This window comes from Flectobacillus major DSM 103, from assembly GCF_000427405.1.
GTDB lineage: Bacteria > Bacteroidota > Bacteroidia > Cytophagales > Spirosomataceae > Flectobacillus > Flectobacillus major.
On sequence record NZ_KE386491.1, the window covers coordinates 1786256 to 1807055 of the forward strand.

General features: G+C 38.6%; 12 protein-coding genes. 3 read left to right on the plus strand and 9 right to left on the minus strand.

All coding sequences use genetic code 11. The features are described 5' to 3' along the window. Positions 1-33: 33 nt before the first annotated feature. Both FLEMA_RS0109355 and FLEMA_RS0109360 read right to left on the minus strand, forming a co-directional pair. Entirely contained in the window at positions 34-1368 is a 1335-nt protein-coding gene (locus FLEMA_RS0109355; protein WP_026995245.1) for a flippase, read from the minus strand. Between the two features lie 6 nt (positions 1369-1374). Further along, on the minus strand, positions 1375-2331 hold the full coding sequence (locus FLEMA_RS0109360) for a hypothetical protein (RefSeq protein ID WP_026995246.1): 957 nt from the start codon (positions 2329-2331) through the stop codon (positions 1375-1377). Positions 2332-3079: 748 nt separating this feature from the next. Between FLEMA_RS0109360 and FLEMA_RS0109370 the strand changes: the two genes are divergently transcribed. Both FLEMA_RS0109370 and FLEMA_RS0109375 read left to right on the plus strand, forming a co-directional pair. Continuing rightward, positions 3080-4132, plus strand: coding sequence for an MBL fold metallo-hydrolase (locus tag FLEMA_RS0109370; RefSeq protein WP_229359397.1), 1053 nt, complete (start codon positions 3080-3082; stop codon positions 4130-4132). A 66-nt stretch (positions 4133-4198) separates the two neighbouring features. Beyond that, on the plus strand, positions 4199-5368 hold the full coding sequence (locus FLEMA_RS0109375; protein ID WP_026995248.1) for a PQQ-dependent sugar dehydrogenase: 1170 nt from the start codon (positions 4199-4201) through the stop codon (positions 5366-5368). A 304-nt stretch (positions 5369-5672) separates the two neighbouring features. Here FLEMA_RS0109375 and FLEMA_RS0109380 read toward each other — a convergent pair whose 3' ends face one another. The 6 genes from FLEMA_RS0109380 to FLEMA_RS68065 form a co-directional block, all read right to left on the minus strand. Then, positions 5673-7748 carry a beta-galactosidase gene (locus tag FLEMA_RS0109380; RefSeq protein ID WP_218918527.1) on the minus strand — a complete coding sequence of 692 codons (2076 nt, stop codon included), beginning with the start codon at positions 7746-7748 and terminating at the stop codon, positions 5673-5675. A 299-nt stretch (positions 7749-8047) separates the two neighbouring features. Then, the gene (locus tag FLEMA_RS0109385; RefSeq protein ID WP_044171176.1) at positions 8048-9712 is read right to left on the minus strand and encodes a glucoamylase family protein; all 1665 of its coding nucleotides are present in this window, start codon (positions 9710-9712) and stop codon (positions 8048-8050) included. A 258-nt stretch (positions 9713-9970) separates the two neighbouring features. Further along, the gene (locus FLEMA_RS0109390) at positions 9971-10804 is read right to left on the minus strand and encodes a LamG domain-containing protein (protein WP_026995251.1); all 834 of its coding nucleotides are present in this window, start codon (positions 10802-10804) and stop codon (positions 9971-9973) included. A 147-nt stretch (positions 10805-10951) separates the two neighbouring features. Continuing rightward, complete coding sequence (locus FLEMA_RS0109395) at positions 10952-12487, minus strand: RagB/SusD family nutrient uptake outer membrane protein (RefSeq protein ID WP_081681291.1); 1536 nt, start codon at positions 12485-12487, stop codon at positions 10952-10954. A gap of 79 nt (positions 12488-12566) precedes the next feature. Then, positions 12567-15704: a SusC/RagA family TonB-linked outer membrane protein gene (locus FLEMA_RS0109400; RefSeq protein ID WP_229359399.1), complete on the minus strand. Its 3138-nt coding sequence runs from the start codon at positions 15702-15704 to the stop codon at positions 12567-12569. 32 nt (positions 15705-15736) lie between these two features. Beyond that, complete coding sequence (locus tag FLEMA_RS68065; RefSeq protein ID WP_081681292.1) at positions 15737-17329, minus strand: glucoamylase family protein; 1593 nt, start codon at positions 17327-17329, stop codon at positions 15737-15739. A 236-nt stretch (positions 17330-17565) separates the two neighbouring features. Between FLEMA_RS68065 and FLEMA_RS0109410 the strand changes: the two genes are divergently transcribed. Further along, a complete protein-coding gene (locus FLEMA_RS0109410; RefSeq protein WP_026995254.1) occupies positions 17566-20439 on the plus strand; it encodes a two-component regulator propeller domain-containing protein in 2874 nt (957 codons plus the stop codon). Here the strand turns inward: FLEMA_RS0109410 and FLEMA_RS0109415 are convergent. Further along, on the minus strand, positions 20423-20761 hold the full coding sequence (locus FLEMA_RS0109415) for a DUF952 domain-containing protein (protein WP_026995255.1): 339 nt from the start codon (positions 20759-20761) through the stop codon (positions 20423-20425). The two genes, FLEMA_RS0109410 and FLEMA_RS0109415, sit on opposite strands and share 17 nt — an antisense overlap. Positions 20762-20800: the final 39 nt, after the last annotated feature.

A 20800-nucleotide genomic window follows, 5' to 3' on the forward strand; every position in this document is an offset into this window, starting at 1 on the left:
CGTCCGCAACTGCTATTACTTGTAAAAACTTGATTAACGATTTTTGAAAATTCGAGGTTTTACATGTTGTTGGTAAAATTCGGGATAGAACCGAAAAGCGTAAATAAACGGATGGAAAACGTTTACTTTAAGTTCTTTATACAGAATAAACTGACCAATAATGAAACCAATAATATTGGAGTACAAGGTGGCATGAGCAGCACCCATAACACCCTGAGAACCAATAAGAAAATAGTTCATTCCGATATTAATTGAGGCCGTAAGTAATACCACCGAAAAAGTGAGGCGGGTTTTGCCGATAGAATCTATAATAATACCAAATTGACGACCAAAAGGCACAAAAATACAATACAGCAATGTGATTTTTAGTAGTGGAATAGAGTCTTCGTATTTGCCACCTGCAATAATATTGACAATAAAGCCTGAAAACGCATAGAGAAAAATAATTGCAGGAATAACCAAGGCCAATATCGTTCCAACCGACTTTTCATACAAATAACGTACGCCATCGAGGCCATGAGTTTCTATACGTTTGGCACTTTGCGGAAATACTATATTGGCAATCGCCCCTGTAGGAATTTCGATAAGATTGGTGATTCTGACAGCTACATTAAATGCCCCCGAAGCCACTGGCGAAAGCATTGCCCCCAACATCATTTGGTCGATTGTTCCCGACAAAATAGAGCTTACCGATGTACCGAAGGTATATTTGCCAAAATTAAATAGCTTTTTTATCCACTCAGGGAAAAGTTTTCGCTCATAAACCAAATGTTTACGAGCATAAATATAGCCCATTATGGTACTTACGGCAATTCCTGCAATTTGGGCATATACCAAGTACATGAGTGGTGTGGCGTAGTTGAGTGTATAACATACCACAATATAGCCAAACAAGATAGCCTGTCTGATAAAAGAGGTCATAAATACCCCACTGAATTGTAAATGAGCCTGTTCTACACTATTGAACAACGCTAATATTCCCGACAAAATAAAGGTGATATTGTGGACATAAAACATCAGCTCCAATTCGGGTGTTTTCCAGAGAATACTGAGCTGATGAGCAAAAACAAAATTGAGAATCACACAAAGCCCCGTTAATGAAGCACTAATAGTAGCCGATGCCGTAATAATTTTGGGGTGTTCTTCGGGGCTTGCTCCCGAAAGAAACTTGACCAAGGCATTGCCTGTAAGGCCATTTCTCATTACTTCCAAGATAGAAATGGTAGTCATGAAGAGCGTCCAGGCTCCAAAATGGTTTTTGTCGAGTATCCTTACCAACATATAAAACCCTCCAAAGCCAAATAGTACCCCTGTAAGGCTTTGTAAAATATTCAGAAAACCAGACTTGAGCCAGTAGTTATTAGCCATATAGTATTACTTTTTTACGTAATGTTGAAGTACAAAATTGCGGGCTTCTTCATTGGTTTTAGCATGATAAATAGTAGCCCCCGACAACATCGGGAATAGCTTTTGGAAACAGCCAAAATGATGCTCGGGGCCTTTTTTTGAGAGAATAATATTAGTGCCTTCAAAACAACTCGCCAAAGCCGCCGTACCTCCGTGAATAGAAATAAAGTGTTCGCAATTGGCATAAACCAGTAGCTGAAAGTGGTTGTAATTGCGAGCATTAGCTTTATTTTCTTTGTACAAATCTTCCATTAATATTACTTCTGGATGTGTTTTAGCAAGCCATTCGTAGTCGTTTAGCTCATAAATATCGCTGGTATCGTTGGTGATATTTTGGGGTCTTGGGCGATTATACACAATACTATAGTCATTTTTGAGTTGGCTAATCATAAAGTCGAGGTCCTCGATGCTATAAAAGCTAATAGGAGGGCCGCCCCATTCCATGTTGTAACGATTGGCAATCATGAGCATAGGTTTCTCAAAAACATAAATATCGTTTTTAAAATGTTCCTTAAAAGGTACTTTCAGCCATTTGTCCATGTTATAATCTTGGCTGTACAAAACCCTAGGCAACTCAAAATTATAATTCCCTTCGTTGGTTCTTACATCAAAAACTTCTTCATGATTAGGCGAAAAAAAGTACATTTCTTTGGTGTACAATGCCCCTTTGGTGCTTTTTAATGTACCATTTTTATAATGCCAGTAGGCAAATGGAAGGGTAAATTCCAATTCTGGAGCAAATTCGCCATCAAATACAATTTCCTTATAAGGCTTTTTTATCCAATAGTCTTTAAAATAGTATTGAATTTGGGTCAATTTACACATATACGTATGGCGGTAATAGTACCTTACATCGGGAGTAAGTTTACCATGACGCAACAATACAATCAAGCTCAAAACCTTGTTTAATAATTTTGTGAACATAAGGAAAATGATTTGGAATAATTCAGTAAAATCATAATAATAGTTAGGGCAAATAATCCTAATGTCAAATATAGAAACTTTTGCCAGAATAGTGTCGAATGAGAAATATTTTTAACCAATTATAGAAAATAAATGATAAAAATTACTCTTTGATAAATCGTTATGAATACTTACTTAGGTAGGAATAAAAGAATTTTAGTTGAATTCGTACAAAAAGTATTCCAACTTATAGCAGATAATGGAATAATCTTGATTTCTTGGAAAAGTATAAAATAAGCTATTGTACAGCCCATAACTTATGGTTTGGTACTTTGGTACGTAACTTTATCGTTTGCCAAGAATAAGATACAAGTAACTAGAACAAAAACAAGGACTTAGCCAAGAAAATAAACAGCCAATTGGTATTGGGTTTATCAACACAATAGATACAGTTTTTTGAGTAAAGTTTTTATAAACTATTCTACATTCAGTGGAAAATACAATACTAAGCTATTTTGATACTTCCAATGCTTGCAGGATGGTTTTATAGGAAAAAGGGCGTTTGGGTATTCTTTCAAAATCATTTGCTAGGCTGTTTTGGGTTATTGGGCGAAAATTTGCCATTCAGGGTAAGTCAGAATTTGAAATGACGTACTTTTGGGGTATTATTAAATAGACTCTTTGTTGCCCAAAGCAACCAAAGTATTATTATTAGAAGTGTACAAAATGACAAATACTATACCTGAAGGGGAACTTGAGGTATAGGAATATGATTAAAATAGAATTAGGCTTCATTGAAAAGAAGAATAAGCCCAACGCTATCCAACATCTCATTGTCAATCATCTGTACACATTATTATTCATGATTATGTTATCAAAGAAAATCATCAACACGATTGCCCTTACCTTGTCGAGTATGGCATTGCTGGCTCAAACGCCAAGCTTTGAGGTTGTGCCTTTGGGAGTAAAAGGCGGTACCGACGAGCGTAATTTATCGTCGTATTTGCTTGCACCTACGGGTACTACACAATATATCGCCTTAGATGCGGGTACGATTTACGCAGGCCTCGAAAAAGCTGTTGCTCAAAAAACCTTTAAAATAACTGCCCCACAGGCCTTGCGACAGTATATCAAAGGGTATTTTATTTCGCATGCTCATCTCGACCACGTTTCGGGGCTAATTATCAATTCGCCTGGCGATTCGGCCAAGACTGTTTACGCTACCCAAGACTGTATGACTATGATGCAAAATCATTATTTTAATGATAAAACATGGGTCAACTTTGGCGATTCGGGCGTAGGTTTTCCCTTGAAAAAATACCATTTTGAAACCTTAATTCCCGAACGAGAAATTCCAGTAACCAATACTGAAATGACCGTTAAAGCGTTTACATTAAGTCATATACACCCTTATCAGAGTACAGCATTTTTGGTAAAAAGTCAAGATAGCTATGCTTTGTATTTAGGCGATACCGGCCCCGATGCTTTGGAAAAAGGGCATAACCTCCAAAATCTTTGGAAAAACATAGCCCCACTGATTCAATCTAAGCAGCTCAAGGGTATCTTTATTGAAGTATCTTTTCCAAACGAACAGCCCGACAAATTGCTTTTTGGCCACTTAACTCCCAACTGGTTGATGCAAGAAATGCAAGTATTGGCCGACTTGGCAGGGAAAGAGGCTGTAAAAGGCTTGAATATCATAGTAACACATATCAAGCCTCCGCTAAGTAGCGAGAAAAAAATTATACAGCAACTCAAACAAAATAATCCACTGGGATTGAAGCTGATATTTCCCCAACAAGGGAAAAGATTCAATTTGTAAGCCAGTGTCGTCGTTTGAATTTACGCATTAATATTCAGTCCATTTTTACTAAACTATCCTCATATTATGAAAAATACCTTTTTAGGTTTTGCCTGCTTTTCGATGATGGCCGTATTGCCCTCAACTTCGTGCAAACAAGATAATACCACCAAAGCTACTGTAGAAGTAATAGCACCCAGCGATGAACCCAAAATCAAAACTAATATCTTGTTGACCAACCAAGAGATTATTTGGGGGATGGATTTTTTACCCAATGGGGACTTGTTGTTTACAGAGAAAAAAGGTAAAATTTACCGCTTTAGTGGTGGTAAAGTAACAGAGTTGTCGGGCGTACCGAACAACATCTTTTCTGATGGGCAAGGAGGCTTGTTAGATATTCGGGTACACCCCAACTATGCCAGCAATGGATGGATTTATGCCTCGTTCAATAGCTTGGGGGCTGGAAAAGCTACGCAGCTCAATTTGGTTCGTTTTAAGCTACAAGGTAATGCCTTGACCAACCTTGAAACTGTTTTTACGACAGAAGCTAGCAATACTTGGTACGGACACAATGGTAGTCGTATTGATTTTGACGATAAAGGCTTTTTGTATTTATCTGTAGGAGAGGGTGGTTCTACCAGTTATGGAGGCGAAGGCTCGGCCAATAAAAATGCTCAAAATACCAAAGTAGCTTGGGGAAAAGTACACCGTATGACCGACAGCGGGCAAGTACCAAGCGATAACCCAATTTTGGAAGGAAATACAGCTCCAAGTACTATTTATTCGTATGGTCATCGCAATCCACAAGGCTTGATTTTTAATCCTACTACCAAAGAAATGTGGGAGGCCGAGCATGGCCCTCGTGGCGGCGATGAAGTAAATATTATTCAAAAAGGTAAAAATTATGGCTGGCCTTTGGTTTCGTATGGGATTAACTACGATGGAAAAACGATTGCCAAAAATCCAATTTTGGAAGGTACTGTTGCTCCAATTCATCAATACACGCCATCGATTGGTACGTGTGGAATTGCCTTTATTACTAGCGACAAATTTAAGGCTTGGAAAGGTAATTTGCTTGTAGGGGGCTTGGCATATCAGTATTTGAGTCGCTTGGAAGTGAATGGTAATAAAATCGGAAAAGAACATAAAATGTTTGAAAATATCGGTCGTGTTCGTAACGTAAAACAAGGACCCGATGGCAATATCTATATTTCTGTTGAAAACCCCGGCCGTATTATTCAGATTATTCCAGAATAATATATCTACAGAGCTTTAAAGCTCTGTGTTGAACAATAAAAACATAAGCCATCCCGAATTTTTAGAACAAACAAGGCGGTCGAAATGAGTTTTTCGACCGCCTTGTTTAATAGTCAATAAATACCTAACAGTTGTGTGCCTTTTTTCCAATAAACAAGAGGTCTCTATTATAAATGGTCATGTTTTTATGGCTAAAGAAATTGTTTTGGGTGATTCTTGGAGGGCAACTGTTAAAAATCGTCTCGATGGATGAATACAGTTTGACCTGTTTTGTTATAAAATTATAAGACTATTAACAAAAAAATCATTCTTCTTCCAGAATCAAGCTATGCCATGCCTCTAGCTCGACACCCTGATTTTTGATAAGTACTTTTCCCGACAAAAGGTCTTTGGCTTTGTTGAATGGAAATTTGATGTTTTGTTTTTCTCCTGAATAATTAAAAATATATCGAACCGTTTTTCCTTCTTGATTCTGTCCAGATTTAATAATTAAGGGAAAATGTAAGCTTTGTTCGATTCCCCAAAGTCCTGCTTTTGTTATAACATCCTCCAAGATTTTTTCGGTAATAGCTCGGCTGGTCATACAGCCAATATAAGTAGCCAAACCTTTGCCATATTGATTTTGGGTAATAGCGGCGTATTTGCCCCAAACAGGATGATTATACGATGCCATTACTTGGGCAGTCGTGGGTGTAATAAGCTCCATCCATGTATTTACCTGCTTTTGGTCGTTGGGTACTTGGTATGTAGTAGTATTGAGCGATACCTGCTGAGGAATAGTAAATTGGCTATACTGAATACCACAGGCTTCGTTGATAATACCGGGTTGTATACTGCTCCTAACTTTAACGTTTTCGTCGGAAAACCCACTTTTAAAGGTATAAACAATATGTCCTCCATTTTTCACAAACAGATTGAGTCGCTCTAATAGCTGATTAGAAGCCGCATATAAAACGGGTACAACCAACACTTTGTATTGCTCGATATTGGTACTAGAAGGGTCTACAAAATCAACTTCGACATTCATTTTATAGAGTGCATCGTACATTGGTCTGAGAATATCGTTGTAGTTTTCTTTAGCTCCCCAGCCAAAACTAAAGGCATTAAAAGCTGTAAGGGCTTCGTTACTAAATAGAAACGCTACTTTATTCTGCTTTTTGAGATTGATGAGTTTGGGACTAAGTTTTTCAAAATCACGGCCTATGGTTTGGGCTTCTAAATAAGTAGGATTGGGTTCAAAGTCGTGGCTCAGCAAACCTTTCCAGTAAGTTTCTATGGCATTATGAATAGAATACCAATGCCAATATTCGACCATGTTGGCTCCTGAGGCCAAATGACTAAAGGCTTGTAAACGCAATTGGTTTGGATAAGGCACCCATTGAGGAAAACCCTGTGCTTCGGTTTCGAGTACCAAATAGCCTTTTCCTGCTTTCATCGAGCGGGTTATGTCGCCTCCAAAGGCTATTTCAATACCCGTTAGGGCATCTTGTGTAGGGTGATAAATATCAATACCAGCAATATCCAAAGCCTTTGATGAAGCAAAATGGTCAACATCGGGCTGAATTCCATACGAGAACCCTCGCCATTCTAAGTCGAAATTTTGGGTGACAAATTGCTCAGGGCGTTTGTATTCATTAACTAAGGCCGTTTGCCAAGCCAAGTAATCAGTTACTAATTTGCGCTGAAATTTGGCAAACTCTGCCGCCAGACTGGCGTTGATGGTGCCGATGGTAGACGGGAAATCATCCCATGTATTAATGCGATTGCTCCAATAGTCGAGCCCAAAAGCTTTGTTGAGGGCATCGAGTGTTTTGAATTTTTGTTGACAATACGCTACAAATAGCTTCTGAACATTAGGGCCAGCCGTATTATAGGCTTTGGTTTCGTTGTCGACCTGATAGCCAATAATAGCAGGGTGGTTTTTGATATGCTCCATCATTTTACGAATCATCCGCTCGGCAGCCTCTCTAAAATGTATATTGGCAATATCCATATTTTGACGAGCACCATACTGGTTTTGTCCCAATTTTGTAATAGCCAATATGTCTGGATACTTTTTTACAAGCCAAGTTGGTATGGCATAAGTGGGTGTTCCTACGATTACTTTGATATGGGCTTTGTGCATGGCATCGAGTACACGGTCGATATGCGAAAAGTCAAAAACGCCTTCTTGGGTTTCCATTGTTCCCCATGTCGACTCAGCTATTCTGACCACATTGATACCTGTAGCTTTCATCATAGCAATATCTTTGTCCAGACGGTCATAGGGCATATATTCATCGTAATAAGCAACGCCATATAACAATTTATCCATTTTGATTTGTTGTGCTGTAGCTATCATCGATAGCAAGCTGAGTAACAAGGTTGCGATTTTTTTCATAGAAATGGTTTTTTAGTACAAATATATACTTGTTAAATGCAACATTATCTATATTTGAAAAAATATTGTATCAAATTGAAACAATAAATAGTAATGCAAGTCTAGCTAAAGTTTTTGTATGAATAATTGCTTGATAATCAATTTTTTAAATTGCAATTACTTTTCGATATTTCGTATTTCTACTAAATAGTTTTATGATAAAAAAAACCGACCCAAGTTAATGGTGTCGGTTTGTGTGCTTTTGCCGAAATCACGGCATTTTGTATGAATATAGATATTTTTGCTTTTCATTTAAAACGTTACATCGTTTTAAATGAAAGTTTAGAGAGGCCATTTTGTACTTCAGGTGCAGACATAAAAAGTTTCCAAAGTAGTTGGGTACGATGGTTTTCAATCATGATAATGATAGGGCCTTGGTCTATTGCCAAAAAAGAATTAGCAAACCAAAGTTTATTCATATTGAAGGCATCGACAAAGCCATATTCTTTCCAGATTTTGTCGCCAAGGGTATAGTAAAAAAAGTGTAGGGCTTTCATTGATTCGTTAGGTGTGTAGGGAAAAGAAGCCAGTGCTGCCGTTGGACTAATCACACCTAGGTCGTTGGTAGGCTCGTGGGCAGCATAGCCATTTTCGTTATCGCTGGCTGTGAGTCCCCAGCAATTTTCGCCATAAAAAGCATATTGCTTAGGATTGGCCTTACAATAATTATAATTGATAAGGGCATGTGCTTTATTTTGTTCGCCATAATTGGCATATTGGTCAGACAGGCCGTTGGGGTTGATTCCTAAAAAAGAATAGTGTGCAAAAAACATAGGACCACCCAAAGTAGGCCCCAGCGGAAGCTTGATGCCATAATAACTAGTATTGTTGGCCATTTGTCCATTTCTAGCCCAACCTTTGTCATAAACAGCTTTACTAATAGTATGAGAAGGCGATGCGGCTGCCAAGAGATATGTAATTAAGGATTCGTTCCAGCCTGCAATTTTCATGTTCATGTCCCAGTTATAAGTGGGTGACCAGTGCCAGTACAAAACCTCTTGGTTGTTTTGGGTAAACCAGTCCCATTCTACATCTTGCCAAATTTGGTTGATACGGTTTCGTAGGTTATTTTCTGTGGTAGTATTTTGGTTAAAATATTGCCGAGCAGTCAGCAAGCCTTGTATTAGGTAGGAGGTTTCGACAAGGTCGGCACCATTGTCTTTTGTACTAAAAGCAATGGTTTGGCCTGTTGCTCCATTTAGCCAGTGGGGAAATGCCCCATGATAGCGTTGTGCTTTATTTTGCAGAAAATCTACCATTGTGTTGAGTCGGCTGAGTCCTTCTTGACGAGAAATGAAATTGCGTTCAATACCAACAATCAAGGCCATAATACCAAATCCAGAACCACCCGAGGTTACAATGTCGCCTGAAGTATTACGCTCACGGGCAAGCCCCGAAACAGGATGACCAAAATCCCAGAAGTATTTGAAAGTTTGTTGTTGTACTTTGTCGAGTAGTTGCTCGTCTGAAATACGAGTAAATTTGTCTTTTATATCAATATTGGTAGTAAGACTGATACTAAATTCTGAAAGTAATTTTCCGCCTTTGTTAGAAAGTAAGCTATTATTAACGGCTATGGTATATTTGGTAAGGTAGTCGAGTGGTTGGCTTGGTTGAATTACAAGGGTACTGTCGTTTTGTTCAAAACTGGTACTATATGGAATCGTCAAACCACTGGTATTTCGGAAAGAGATGCCGTTGGCAATGCTATTTTTGTCAATTACGGCTGCAAACGATAATTTGATAATAGGAGAGGTACTGGTATTTTTATAGTCAAATCCATTAAAAACACCATCAACTTTTAGCGTATTAAAACTAAATGAAGATGGTGCTGGGGGTACTATAGGGTTATTAGGCTCATCTTTTTTACAAGAAAAAAGCAAAATAATCAGCCATAGTATGTTGATGAAGGGGGATTTTTTCATGATATAAAATGGAATAGCTTGCTTGTTAGATAAAGCGGGTTGACTGATATTTCTGAGTATTTGAAATTTATGCCAAACAGTCTGTATCTGATTTTTAGGTAACTATGTACTACATAGGTTTTGTCTGAATATCAGAACTTTGTATTTTGGAAGGTTTTAGTCGGTTTGAATAGCTTTGTGTGAGCAATACGTAAAAATAAAGCAACTAGGCAATGAATGTCTACAATAAATCATCCAAAACCTAGTTGCTCAGGAGGTTTATTTTCCTCGGCCTTCAAGCTTTACTAAAGCATTGACTTCGTTTTCGTTGAGGGCTTTGTTATAAATTCTCACTTCGTCGAGCTGCCCATTGAGGTAGCTTGCCCAACTTTGTTTTTCTCCACCATTCAAACTTGGAGAAGTTTGGAACTGAACTGTTCCAAAAACCATTTTGGTAGGTTTCTGGAATTTTAATGCTCCAAAACCAGCTACTACCTGAGTAGCAATTTTATTGCCATTCACAAATACTTTAAACGTAGACGTTGTTTCGTCGTAAGAAACCGCAATATTTGTCCAAGTATTCCAGAAATTGTTAAGGTCATAATTGCCCAACCAAGCATCTTTTCCATTGTTATTCACATGGATTTTGAGTAAGCCTTTGGTATCAGTAGCACCGTTTTCCAAGAAAATTGTTAAATTTCCCCAGAAAGAATCAGGATTGGCGATGTCCAATAAACCAACAATTCCTTTGTCATTTTTCTTGGTATTAACCCACGATGTTACGGTAAAGCTTGTTAGGTTTTGAACTGCATTACTAACATTGCTTACTACGTATTTGTTGTCAGAGCCTACGATTGACGCTCCTTTGATACCATTGGCAAAGGTAGTTCCTGTATTTTCGCCAGCCGTTTTAGAAACAGCATCAGCATAATTATTGTCGAACGACCAGTACCCCACAAGATTGCTAGGCGAAATTTCGGTAGTACTCGTAAAGCCTCCGATAGATACGGCTGGAGCATAACTAGATGCGTCAAACTTTTCGTAACACGACGATAAACATAGCGATGAACCCAACAGTCCCGCTACCAACAATTTATTTTTGAAAATTTTCATAAGGCTCTTTTTGGGGGATAATTCTTTATAATTAAGTGAGTTGTGAGTGAGTGATAGTGTTTCAGTGAAACTTGATTTTGGGAACTCCAATAAGGACAATCCAAGTTTTTGAGAACTCAATAATTCACTCCTCACAACATATCACTTTTAGTATCCTGTATTTTGTTTTAAAACTCCAGCACTCAAGTCGATTTCGTTTTGAGGGATAGGCCAAACTTCACTTACGCCAGTTTTGAAGCCTTTTTTGCCAAATACTTCAGCACCTCTTCCTTGGCGAATTACGTCGAAGAAACGGTCAAATTCCATGGCTAATTCTACTCTTCTTTCGTGGTAAATAGCTTTACGCAATAGGGCTTGGTCGGTAGTAGTTACTTTTGGTAAAATAGCATTATTACCTTGACGAGCTCTAGCACGTACCATTTCTAAAGAAGCCAAAGCGTCGGCAGTATTACCTAATTCGTTATTAGCTTCGGCATTCATCAATAATACTTCAGCATAGCGAATCACACGGATATTTTGGTCGGCACCTTCGTTGTAGCCCGAAATAAACAAAGAGAATGGCACATACGATTTTTGATTGTACATAGGGTTGTCGCCAGTAGCAGGAATCACATCGCCTTGAGGGGTAATTTCACCTCTAAAAATAATAGTGGCATCTTTGCGAGGGTCTCCTTCCTCAAATTCATTAACGAGGTCTTGTGTAGGTACATGGAAGCCCCAGCCACCGCCTTGCGAGCCTCTTACGCCTTGTACTTGCGAGTATTGTGAGTTAGAAGCGGCAGCATTGCCAAGAATCAATTTACACTGAATCTCGAAGATAGATTCTGAACAGTTTTCGTTAGGAATTCTAAACATTTGCTCGTAGTTTGGAAACAACGAATAGCCCATTCCCATTACTTGTTTGGTCAATGCCACTACTTCGCTCCATTTTTTCTGGTACATGGCCACTTTGGCATTCAAAGCTAGGGCTGCTCCTTTGGTAGCACGTCCAATATCGGTAGCACCATAAGTTTGAGGCAAAATACTGGCTGCATCTTTCAAATCTTTTTCGATAGCCGCCCATACTTCAGCTTTTGGACTTCTTGGTAAGTTATAGGCTGCTGCATCCTGAGCCAACGATAAACGCAAAGGAACATCACCAAATGCACGTACTAAGCGGAAGTAACAATAAGCACGAATAAATTTAGCTTCGGCGATATAGCGTGTTTTAAGATTTTCGTCCATGCTAATAGCTGGAATATTATCAATTACTTGGTTGGCGTAATTGATAGACTGGTATTGTCCTTTCCAGAAATCGCCGATTTGTCCTTCAGAAGCACTAGCAGTGAAAGTGTCAAATTTATTGAAAAAAGTGGCATCACTAGGGCTACTACCTTTTTCGGTATCGTCCGAGGCTATACTCTCAACAGCCATTGGAGCAAAAGCTGTGTTGTTCCATGAACGTAGGTTGGCATACATAGCATTGACGGCTTTGGTGGCATCGCCTTCATTTTTCCAAAACTGCTCGCTAGGTTGTTGTCCTTGTGGTGGAACATCCAAAAAGCTGTCTTTACAACTTGTCAGAGAAAGTAATAGGGCAAAGGGTAAATATTTGCCTATTGTTAATGAGGATTGAATAATATTTTTTTTCATGATAATGCTTGAGTCGTTTTCTAAATGATTGATAATAGATAAGTAAGCCATTGTAATCTAAGGTATTGCTAATCAAATAGCTATGTTGATACAGGGAGGCTTTTTACATACTTACTTATTCGTTCTGTTTTTAGAAAGTTACATTTAAACCAAAGTTATAAGTGGCAAACAATGGATATACGTTCGTATCGATACCCGAGTTGATAGTAGCAGTTGTGCCAGTTACCACTTCGCCGCTGTTTTTGTAAGCACCCGAAACTTCTGGAGAGAAACCTCTGTATTTGAAGAAGTTAAAGGCATTTTGAGCATTGGCAAATACTCTAAGTTTTTTGATATGCAATTTATCGGTAAGAGCATTTGGCAAAGTATAACCCAACTGAATGTTACGAACTCTAAAATAAGCACCACTTTCTACAAAGAATGAGTTTGGCTTGTAGTTGTCGCCACCACCAATATTAGCAGAAGGGTAGGTATTTGATGTACCTTCGCCATGCCAACGGTTGTTATAAAAATCTTTGGTGAAGTTTTCGTTACCATAACGCAACCCTAGGTTGGCATTATAAATATCTACACCAGCAACTCCTTGAAAATCAAGTGTTAAGTCGAATTCTTTGTACATAAAGTTGGAATTGATACCATAGCTATATTTTGGGTTTGGATTTCCGATAGGAGCTCTGTCGAGGTCGGTAATTACACCGTCAGGAACACCGTTTGGCCCACTGATGTCACGGTATTTGAAATCGCCAGGTTTAGCATTTGGCTGTGCCGATGATGAAATCTCGGTATTATTTTGGAAAATACCATCAACAATATACCCAAAGAACTGCCCAATAGGCTGTCCTACAATAGTACGAGTAGACAACGCACCTCCTGTAGAAGCACTACCACCTGCATAAATAGGATTGCTACCTGTTACTACCGATAACACTTTGTTGTTATTGATACCAGCATTGGCACTGATTGAATAAGAGAAGTCTTTTGAAACGGTATTTCTCCAAGTAATAGCAAACTCATATCCACGATTTTGAATATCGGCTTGATTACCAGTAATAGTACTAGAACCAGTACCGATTGACGAAGGAATAGGAATATCAAAAATGGCCAATTCGGTTTTCTTGTTATAATAATCCGCTTCTAGGGTTAATTTGTTTTTCAAGAAAGCCATTTCTACTCCGATGTCTGTACCAACGCTGCGTTCCCAATAAGTAGTAGGAGGTACAACCGAGTTGATACTACCACCTGTGTATATTTGGTCGCCAAAAATGGCTGTTAAATTAGGGTCTTGGTTAACACGCAACACCGAAATATTAGAAGGAACAGACGCATTACCTACTTTACCCCAGCTAGCTCTAAATTTTAGGTTGTCGAACGTAGATTGATTTTCCATAAAAGGCTCATCTGTAACTACCCAACCCAAGCCCACAGAAGGGAAATAGCCCCAACGGTTGTCACCAAAGAATTTTGACGAACCATCAGCACGAAGCGAGGCATTCAACATATAACGGTTTTTGAATGAATAGTTAACACGACCAAAATAAGACGCAATCGTATTCAAATCGCCGTAGTCTGTAATCTGACGGCCATCTACATTTCCCAACTTGATATATAAATCACCATCGGACGTATTAGGTACATTTTGTGCCGAAGCTGTATAGCCATAAGAACGGTAGCTTTGGGCTGATTGACCCAATAATACTCTTACAGTATGGTCATTGTTGAATGTATTATCATAGCTTAGTGTATTTTCTAAAATCCAGTTTCTCGTTTCTGCTCTCGACATCGAAAGTGTACTAACTGTACTTCTTTGTTTTAGGGTAGCAGTATAAACGGGTGTATAATCTGTAATTTCATTTTGTCTGAATTCACCTCCAAGGCTAGTATGGAAAGTAAAATGTTTAGCAAAATTCAAATCAGCAAAGACATTTCCTGTTAGGCGGTATCCTTTTGATTTTTTGTTGTAATAGTCTAAAGTAACTTGAGGGTTGAAGTTAGCACCATCACCAAGGTTATAGTCGCTAGGGTCGCCATAAGTACCGTCGGCATAACGTACAGGAACCACAGGAGAAGCTGCATACAACTGTCTGAAAATACTTTCAGGAATATCATTAGAAGTATTGGCCGCACCCGTTGCAGAATAGCCAATTTTCAAGTGTTTTGAAATTTGGTAATCATTTTGTAAACGAGCAGTATAACGCTGATAATCGTTGCCCTCGACAATACCCGCTTGGTTCAAATACCCCAACGAGAAGTTGTAAGTAGATTTTTGTGACCCACCCGACATCGAAATTTGGTGATTGGTAACAGGTGCACTTCTTAATACCTGACGATACCAGTCTGTACCTTTTCCAAAATTAGCGGCTGTCAACAACTGACTACCTCCATTGGCAATCGACAACTCGTTTACCATAGTAGCAAACTCATTGGCATTGGCCATTTCTAATTGGTTGGTTACTCGCTGAACACCATACGAAGCATTGTATGTAATATTTGACTGGTCGGCTTTTCCTTTTTTAGTGGTGATCAAAATCACCCCGTTGGCTGCACGAATACCATAAATAGATTGAGCCGAAGCATCCTTCAATACGTTCATTGTTTCAATATCGGCAGGGTTTAAGAATGAAATATCATCAAACCATACACCATCAACTACGTACAAAGGGTTGGGGTTACCATATACTGTACCCAAGCCACGAATCCGAATCTGAGGTGCTGCCCCTGGCGAACCAGAGTTGGTAATTTGAACACCCGCTACTTTTCCTTGTAAAGCACTCACGGCATTCACAGAAGCTTGTTTTGAAATGTCTTCTCCTTTTACCGATACCACCGAGCCAGTTACATCCATTTTGCGTTGTGTACCATAACCTACAAAAACTACTTGTTCTAGTTCTGTCGAAGAGGGTTGTAATACCACATTGATAACGCTTTTGCCATTAACAGCAACTTCTTGCGTTTTGTATCCTACCGATGAAAAAACTAAAACGGCATTGTCGCCTACAGTTAGGCTAAATGCTCCATTAATATCGGTATTAGTTCCTTTGTTGGTATTTTTTACTCGAACAGCCACACCCGGAACCTCTTCTCCGTTTGTATCAGTAACCTTTCCTGTTACTTTAGTATCCACAGCCTGTTTGGTATGATTGGCAGGCACTTTGGCTTCGGTGATAACTGGCCCTGTAACCATTGCTGCCAAGCATGCGTATCTAAAAAACTTCAACACATCGAGCGTATTAAGTTTTGTAGAAGGAATAGTAAATGGTTTTTGTTTCATAAGTTTTGCTAATTGGTTAAATGAAAAAGAAACTACTTTAAAATCAATGATACTTCGTGTTGGTTATTACCTTGGGTGATTGTCGCTTTATATCTTCCCGATTTAGTTTTAAAGTGTACTTTTTGCATTTCTTTTAAAGAATTGGTTTTTGGAATTAATGTTTGCTTGTTATTATTATGGTCGGTGAGTGTTAGTTCTATGGGTTCGTTACCAGCTACAGCAAAGTCAAGGACATAATCGCCCGAATCGGGGTGTGTCATTAGCGTTACATCGTTGGTTTTGGGGTCGGGAATGTACATATAGAACCCTGTTGGGTAGTTGGGTTTATGGATTCCCATTTTTTGTAAGCCTATTTGTAGTTCTTTGGTTTTTTCGCCCAAACTCCACAATAAGCCAGATCGATAGTTTTCAATCATAACTACAATTGGCCCTTGGTCAATGGCCAAATACTGATTGGAATACCAATTTTTTTCGGCATTGTAAGCGTCATAAAAACCATATTTTCCAAATAAAATCGCTCCTTTTTTAAGATACATATACCGCATTGCTTGGTATGATTCAAATGGGGTATAAGGAAACGACGAAAGGGCTGCCGTAGGGCTTATCGTACCGTTATCATTGGTAGGAGAGTGGGCATCGTAAAAGTTATAGTCGTCGCTAGCGGTTAAACCCCAGTTTTCGGGAGAATAACCAAAGTTTTTGGGAGCTTCTTCTACACAATGCTTGTAGTTGATAAGTGTTTGAGCCAAATTATGTTGCCAGTAATTGGTTTTTTCGTCTTGCATCAAACGAGGGTCGAGGCTCAAATATGAATAGTGTGCAAAAAACAATGGCCCACCATAAGGAAACCCAACCGATAGTTTGTAGCCTAAATAGCTTTTACCATTTTCATAGAAATCACTTTTTTTCCAAGTATTTTGGTATACCTCAGGCTTGATAGCATGTGTTGGCGACGATAAGGCTAGTACATAAGTAATCAAGCATTCATTATAGCCACGAATAGGCATATTCATATCCCAGTTGTATTTGGGCGACCAGTGCCAGTATAGATGATTGTCGCCACGAGAAGCGTACCAATCCCACTCAACGGTTTCCCAGAGCTGAGTAATACTTTGGCGAAGAGCTTTTTCTTCGGCGGTGTTGCCATTGAAATAGGTACGGGCAATTAGCAGACCGTTGACTAAGTAGGCTGTTTCTACCAAATCGCCCCCGTTATCTTTTTCGCCAAAAGGTATCATTTTGCCATTTCGGCCATCAAGCCAGTGCGACCAAGCTCCATGAAAGCGTTCTGCTTTTCCCAAGAAATTAGCAATTTTAGCAATATGTTTAACACCTTCTTGGCGTGTAATCCATCCACGATGTACACCAGTTACTATACTCATAATACCAAAACCTGTACCTCCCGAAGTTACAATATTGGGTGTTGCCGAACGCTCGGCAGCCATGCCCGAAACAGGATGAGCAAAGTCCCAGAAATACTCAAATGTTGCTTTTTGAACAGTACCTATGTATTCATTTTTTTCATTAAGCGTATATTCTTTTACAGGAGTAACAAGGTTAGATTGTGCCAGTGAAGGTAGATAACTACAGGTAACAACTCCAAGAAGGGTAATTAATTTTTTCATGGTTTTTATGAAGTAATTGAATTTTGTTTCGACTAAATCTTAAAAGTGCAATCATTTGTGAATGAACACCTTTATAGAATAATTATTACTTTTTCTATAAAAATTTAAAATTTTACAGGGCAAATGTAGCGTGTTATCAAAGTGCTTTCCTAATTTTGTACTACATCATTACTACATCAAAACCTTATTTTTTCACTGTTTAGGCATATTTTAACTACGTCATACACAATTTTGATATGAATCGAGGACAATTTTTGGCATCTAGGGAGAGATTTCGATATTTGAGAGGGCGATTATTCTATTTGTGGATATTGGCTAGCCTATTTTTACTTTCAGAAGCTGCGGGGCAATCAGTTAGTAGTATTTGTAATCCTGAGATAATCTCTTTTACTAAGCAACAGTACGGTGCTCATTACCAAAACTGGGATGTAGTTCAAGACCAACAAACGGGCTTTATGTATTTTGCTAATTCAAAAGGATTATTAGAATACGATGGAAGTAATTGGAAGGTGTATGAATTACCCCAAAAGCAGATTGTTCGTTCGTTGGCAGTAGATGGTCAAGGCAGAATTTATACTGGGGCATTGGGTAGTATTGGGTACTGGCAAGCCAACACACAAGGCTTGTTACAGTACCACTCTATTGCCGAGCTTATCAAAGAAAAGGAGTTTTTTAAAGAAGAAATCTGGCATATTATTCCTTACAAAAATGGGGTTATGTTTCAATCGTTTGCTTTTTTGTATATATATGAAAACGGAAAAGTAACTCGGCTCAAAAATCCCGGTACAATTCTCTTTGTATCTGAAGCTCATCAGCGTTTGCTAGTTCAAGTAATAGGGAAAGGTATCTTTGAAATTATTCATCAGCAATTTGTTCTGATAAAAGGAAGTGAGATATTTGCCAACGAGGCCGTCAATGTAGTGTTGCCTCATGGCTCTAAAGACTTTCTTATTTGTGCAAGCAAGGGATTATACCTTTACGATGGACAAAATTTTAAAAGCCTCAATACCTCAACAAACGCATTTTTACAGCACTTTCAGCTCAATAGAGGCATTCTCTTGAAAAATGGGCAATACCTCTTCGGTACGATTCTCAATGGGGTTATTTTGACCGATGCCCAGGGCAATATCATTAGGCATATTAATCAGAAAAATGGTCTACAAAATAATACCGTATTAAGTCTGCTTGAAGACCAAAACCAGAATGTTTGGGTGGGTCTCGACAAAGGAATAGACCTATTAGTCTTGAGTTCTCCATTAACCTATTATCGTGATTTAGAAGGATATTTTGGTACTGTTTATGATGTGGCTACAGTCAATGACTGGTTTTATGTAGGTACTAACCAAGGCGTTTTTTGTAAAAAACTTAGCGATAAAAATGCCCGTTTTAGGCTTGTTCCTAAAACCCAAGGGCAAGTTTGGGATTTGGCTTATATCGACAATCAGTTACTTTGTGGGCATAATAATGGTACTTTTTTACTTGAAGGCGACCGTGCTACCCAATTATCTAGTATTACAGGGGGCTGGATGATCAAAAAACTCAGGAATCACCCCGACTGGCTGATTCAGGGTACTTATACTAAATTGTGTATGTACAAGAAAACAGCCTCAGGACAATGGCGTTTTGACCACGTGCTAGACGGCTTTACTGGTTCGGCTAAACAGTTAGAAGAGGATTCTGAAGGCAATATTTGGGTAAATCGACCATCGATAGGCTTGGCTAAAATAACGCTGGATAAATCACTAAAAAAAGTGGCTTCTTTGGTGGTTTTTGAGCAGGCAGAGTTTAAGGATGCAGGCAATAATTTAACTTTTTTCCAAAACCAGATTCTTGTGTCAACACCCCAAGGATTACAAAGCTATGATATAGCAAAACAACGCTTTAACCTAAGTGACACATTACAGAAATGGCTTTTTGGCGATATAATACATAAATTCTTTCCTGTTTCGGCTTCTGAGGCATATATTTTACGGAAAGACGGTACTTTACAGTATGGCAAAATAGGTCACAAACCCATAGATATTCCTATTAATAACAATCGCTGGGTAGATAGCTATGAAAATGTGGTGGCTTTACCTACTGGCGAGCTAATAGTATGTACCGAAGATGGCTTTGCCAATTTGCCCAATATTCGGCAATTGAGCCAATATTCAACCAACGCTATTAAGCCCTTTGTACGAAGTGTAACGTCGTTAGATGCCCCTATTGCCCATATTTTCCGTAAACCTCCCCAAAATGAGCAAATAGAACTGGATTATGACCAGAATAATATCAATGTGGTTTTTAGTACAACTAATTTTACTACGAAAGTTAAGTATAGCTATTGGCTAGAAAATGCCATGAAAATTTGGTCACCTTTTCAGTATATCACACAAAAAGAATTTAGTAATTTATTGCCTGGAAGGTATATTTTTCACCTAAAATCTAACCAAAATGATCAAGAAAATACAGTAACAATTACGATTCTGCCACCTTGGTATTGGAATAATTGGAGTAAGGCTGTTTATGTATTGATTTTTATAGGGTTAAATGTCCTGTTTTATCGTTGGCAAGATAAGCGATTCAAGCTGAAGCAATTAAAAGAAAGACGAAAACTTGAAAAACGCTTGCGACGACAAGAAGAATTGAGCCAGAACGAAATCATGCAACTGCGTAATGAGCAACTAGAAAAAGATATTATCCGAAAATCGGAAGAGTTGGCCAATTCGACTATGGTTGTTATCAAGAAAAATGAGTTACTGCTAGAAATCAAACAGGAAGTAGATAATTTAAGAAAAGAACTGGGTGGGCGAGGAGGTACACATGCCTACAAACAGATTTTACATTTGATTGATAGCAATATTTCAACCGAGCAAGATTGGCAAATTTTTGAATCTAATTTTAATATGGTTCACGAAGAGTTCCTCAAAAAACTTATCGACCATTATCCCAACTTAACGCCTAGTGATTTAAAACTTGCGGCCTATCTGCGAATGAACCTTTCTACGAAAGAAATAGCCCAGCTATTCAATATTACCAACCGTAGTGTTGAGTTGAAAAGGTATAGACTTAGAAAAAAAATGGATTTAGACACAGAAGTAAACCTAGGTGAATTTATGATGAAGTATTAAAGGTAAAGTATCCCTGAACATTGGGTTTTAGCTCATCAATCCCAATAATAGCACTCTTGTTGAGACGGCCATAAAGGTGTGGAAACACACCATGGTTTCCAGCTGATTCAAATACTAGCGGAGCCGTTAATAAATCGGCATCAATATGCAATAGCAGAATAGACGGCGTACCCACAAAATAGCGGTTGAGTGTACCTTCTACTTGTTCGGGCATCGAAAAATGAATAAACTGCTCGACAGATAATGTTTCGGATTCGTAGTAGTCTTTGCTATCAAAGGTAGCCCACCAATCGGGCAATACAAGGTGATGTACAAGTTTCATCTATCAAAGAAAAGACCGAGCTAAGATTAGCTCGGTCTT

Excerpts from the sequence above, each read along its gene's own strand:
- FLEMA_RS0109415 (WP_026995255.1), bottom strand. The coding sequence starts at position 20,761 with ATGAAACTTGTACATCACCTTGTATTGCCCGATTGGTGGGCTACCTTT.
- FLEMA_RS0109395 (WP_081681291.1), bottom strand. The coding sequence starts at position 12,487 with ATGGCTTACTTATCTATTATCAATCATTTAGAAAACGACTCAAGCATT.
- FLEMA_RS0109375 (WP_026995248.1), top strand. The coding sequence starts at position 4,199 with ATGAAAAATACCTTTTTAGGTTTTGCCTGCTTTTCGATGATGGCCGTA.
- FLEMA_RS0109390 (WP_026995251.1), bottom strand. The coding sequence starts at position 10,804 with ATGAAAATTTTCAAAAATAAATTGTTGGTAGCGGGACTGTTGGGTTCA.
- FLEMA_RS0109400 (WP_229359399.1), bottom strand. The coding sequence starts at position 15,704 with ATGAAACAAAAACCATTTACTATTCCTTCTACAAAACTTAATACGCTC.
- FLEMA_RS0109355 (WP_026995245.1), bottom strand. The coding sequence starts at position 1,368 with ATGGCTAATAACTACTGGCTCAAGTCTGGTTTTCTGAATATTTTACAA.
- FLEMA_RS0109410 (WP_026995254.1), top strand. The coding sequence starts at position 17,566 with ATGAATCGAGGACAATTTTTGGCATCTAGGGAGAGATTTCGATATTTG.
- FLEMA_RS0109385 (WP_044171176.1), bottom strand. The coding sequence starts at position 9,712 with ATGAAAAAATCCCCCTTCATCAACATACTATGGCTGATTATTTTGCTT.
- FLEMA_RS0109380 (WP_218918527.1), bottom strand. The coding sequence starts at position 7,748 with ATGAAAAAAATCGCAACCTTGTTACTCAGCTTGCTATCGATGATAGCT.
- FLEMA_RS0109360 (WP_026995246.1), bottom strand. The coding sequence starts at position 2,331 with ATGTTCACAAAATTATTAAACAAGGTTTTGAGCTTGATTGTATTGTTG.
- FLEMA_RS0109370 (WP_229359397.1), top strand. The coding sequence starts at position 3,080 with ATGATTAAAATAGAATTAGGCTTCATTGAAAAGAAGAATAAGCCCAAC.
- FLEMA_RS68065 (WP_081681292.1), bottom strand. The coding sequence starts at position 17,329 with ATGAAAAAATTAATTACCCTTCTTGGAGTTGTTACCTGTAGTTATCTA.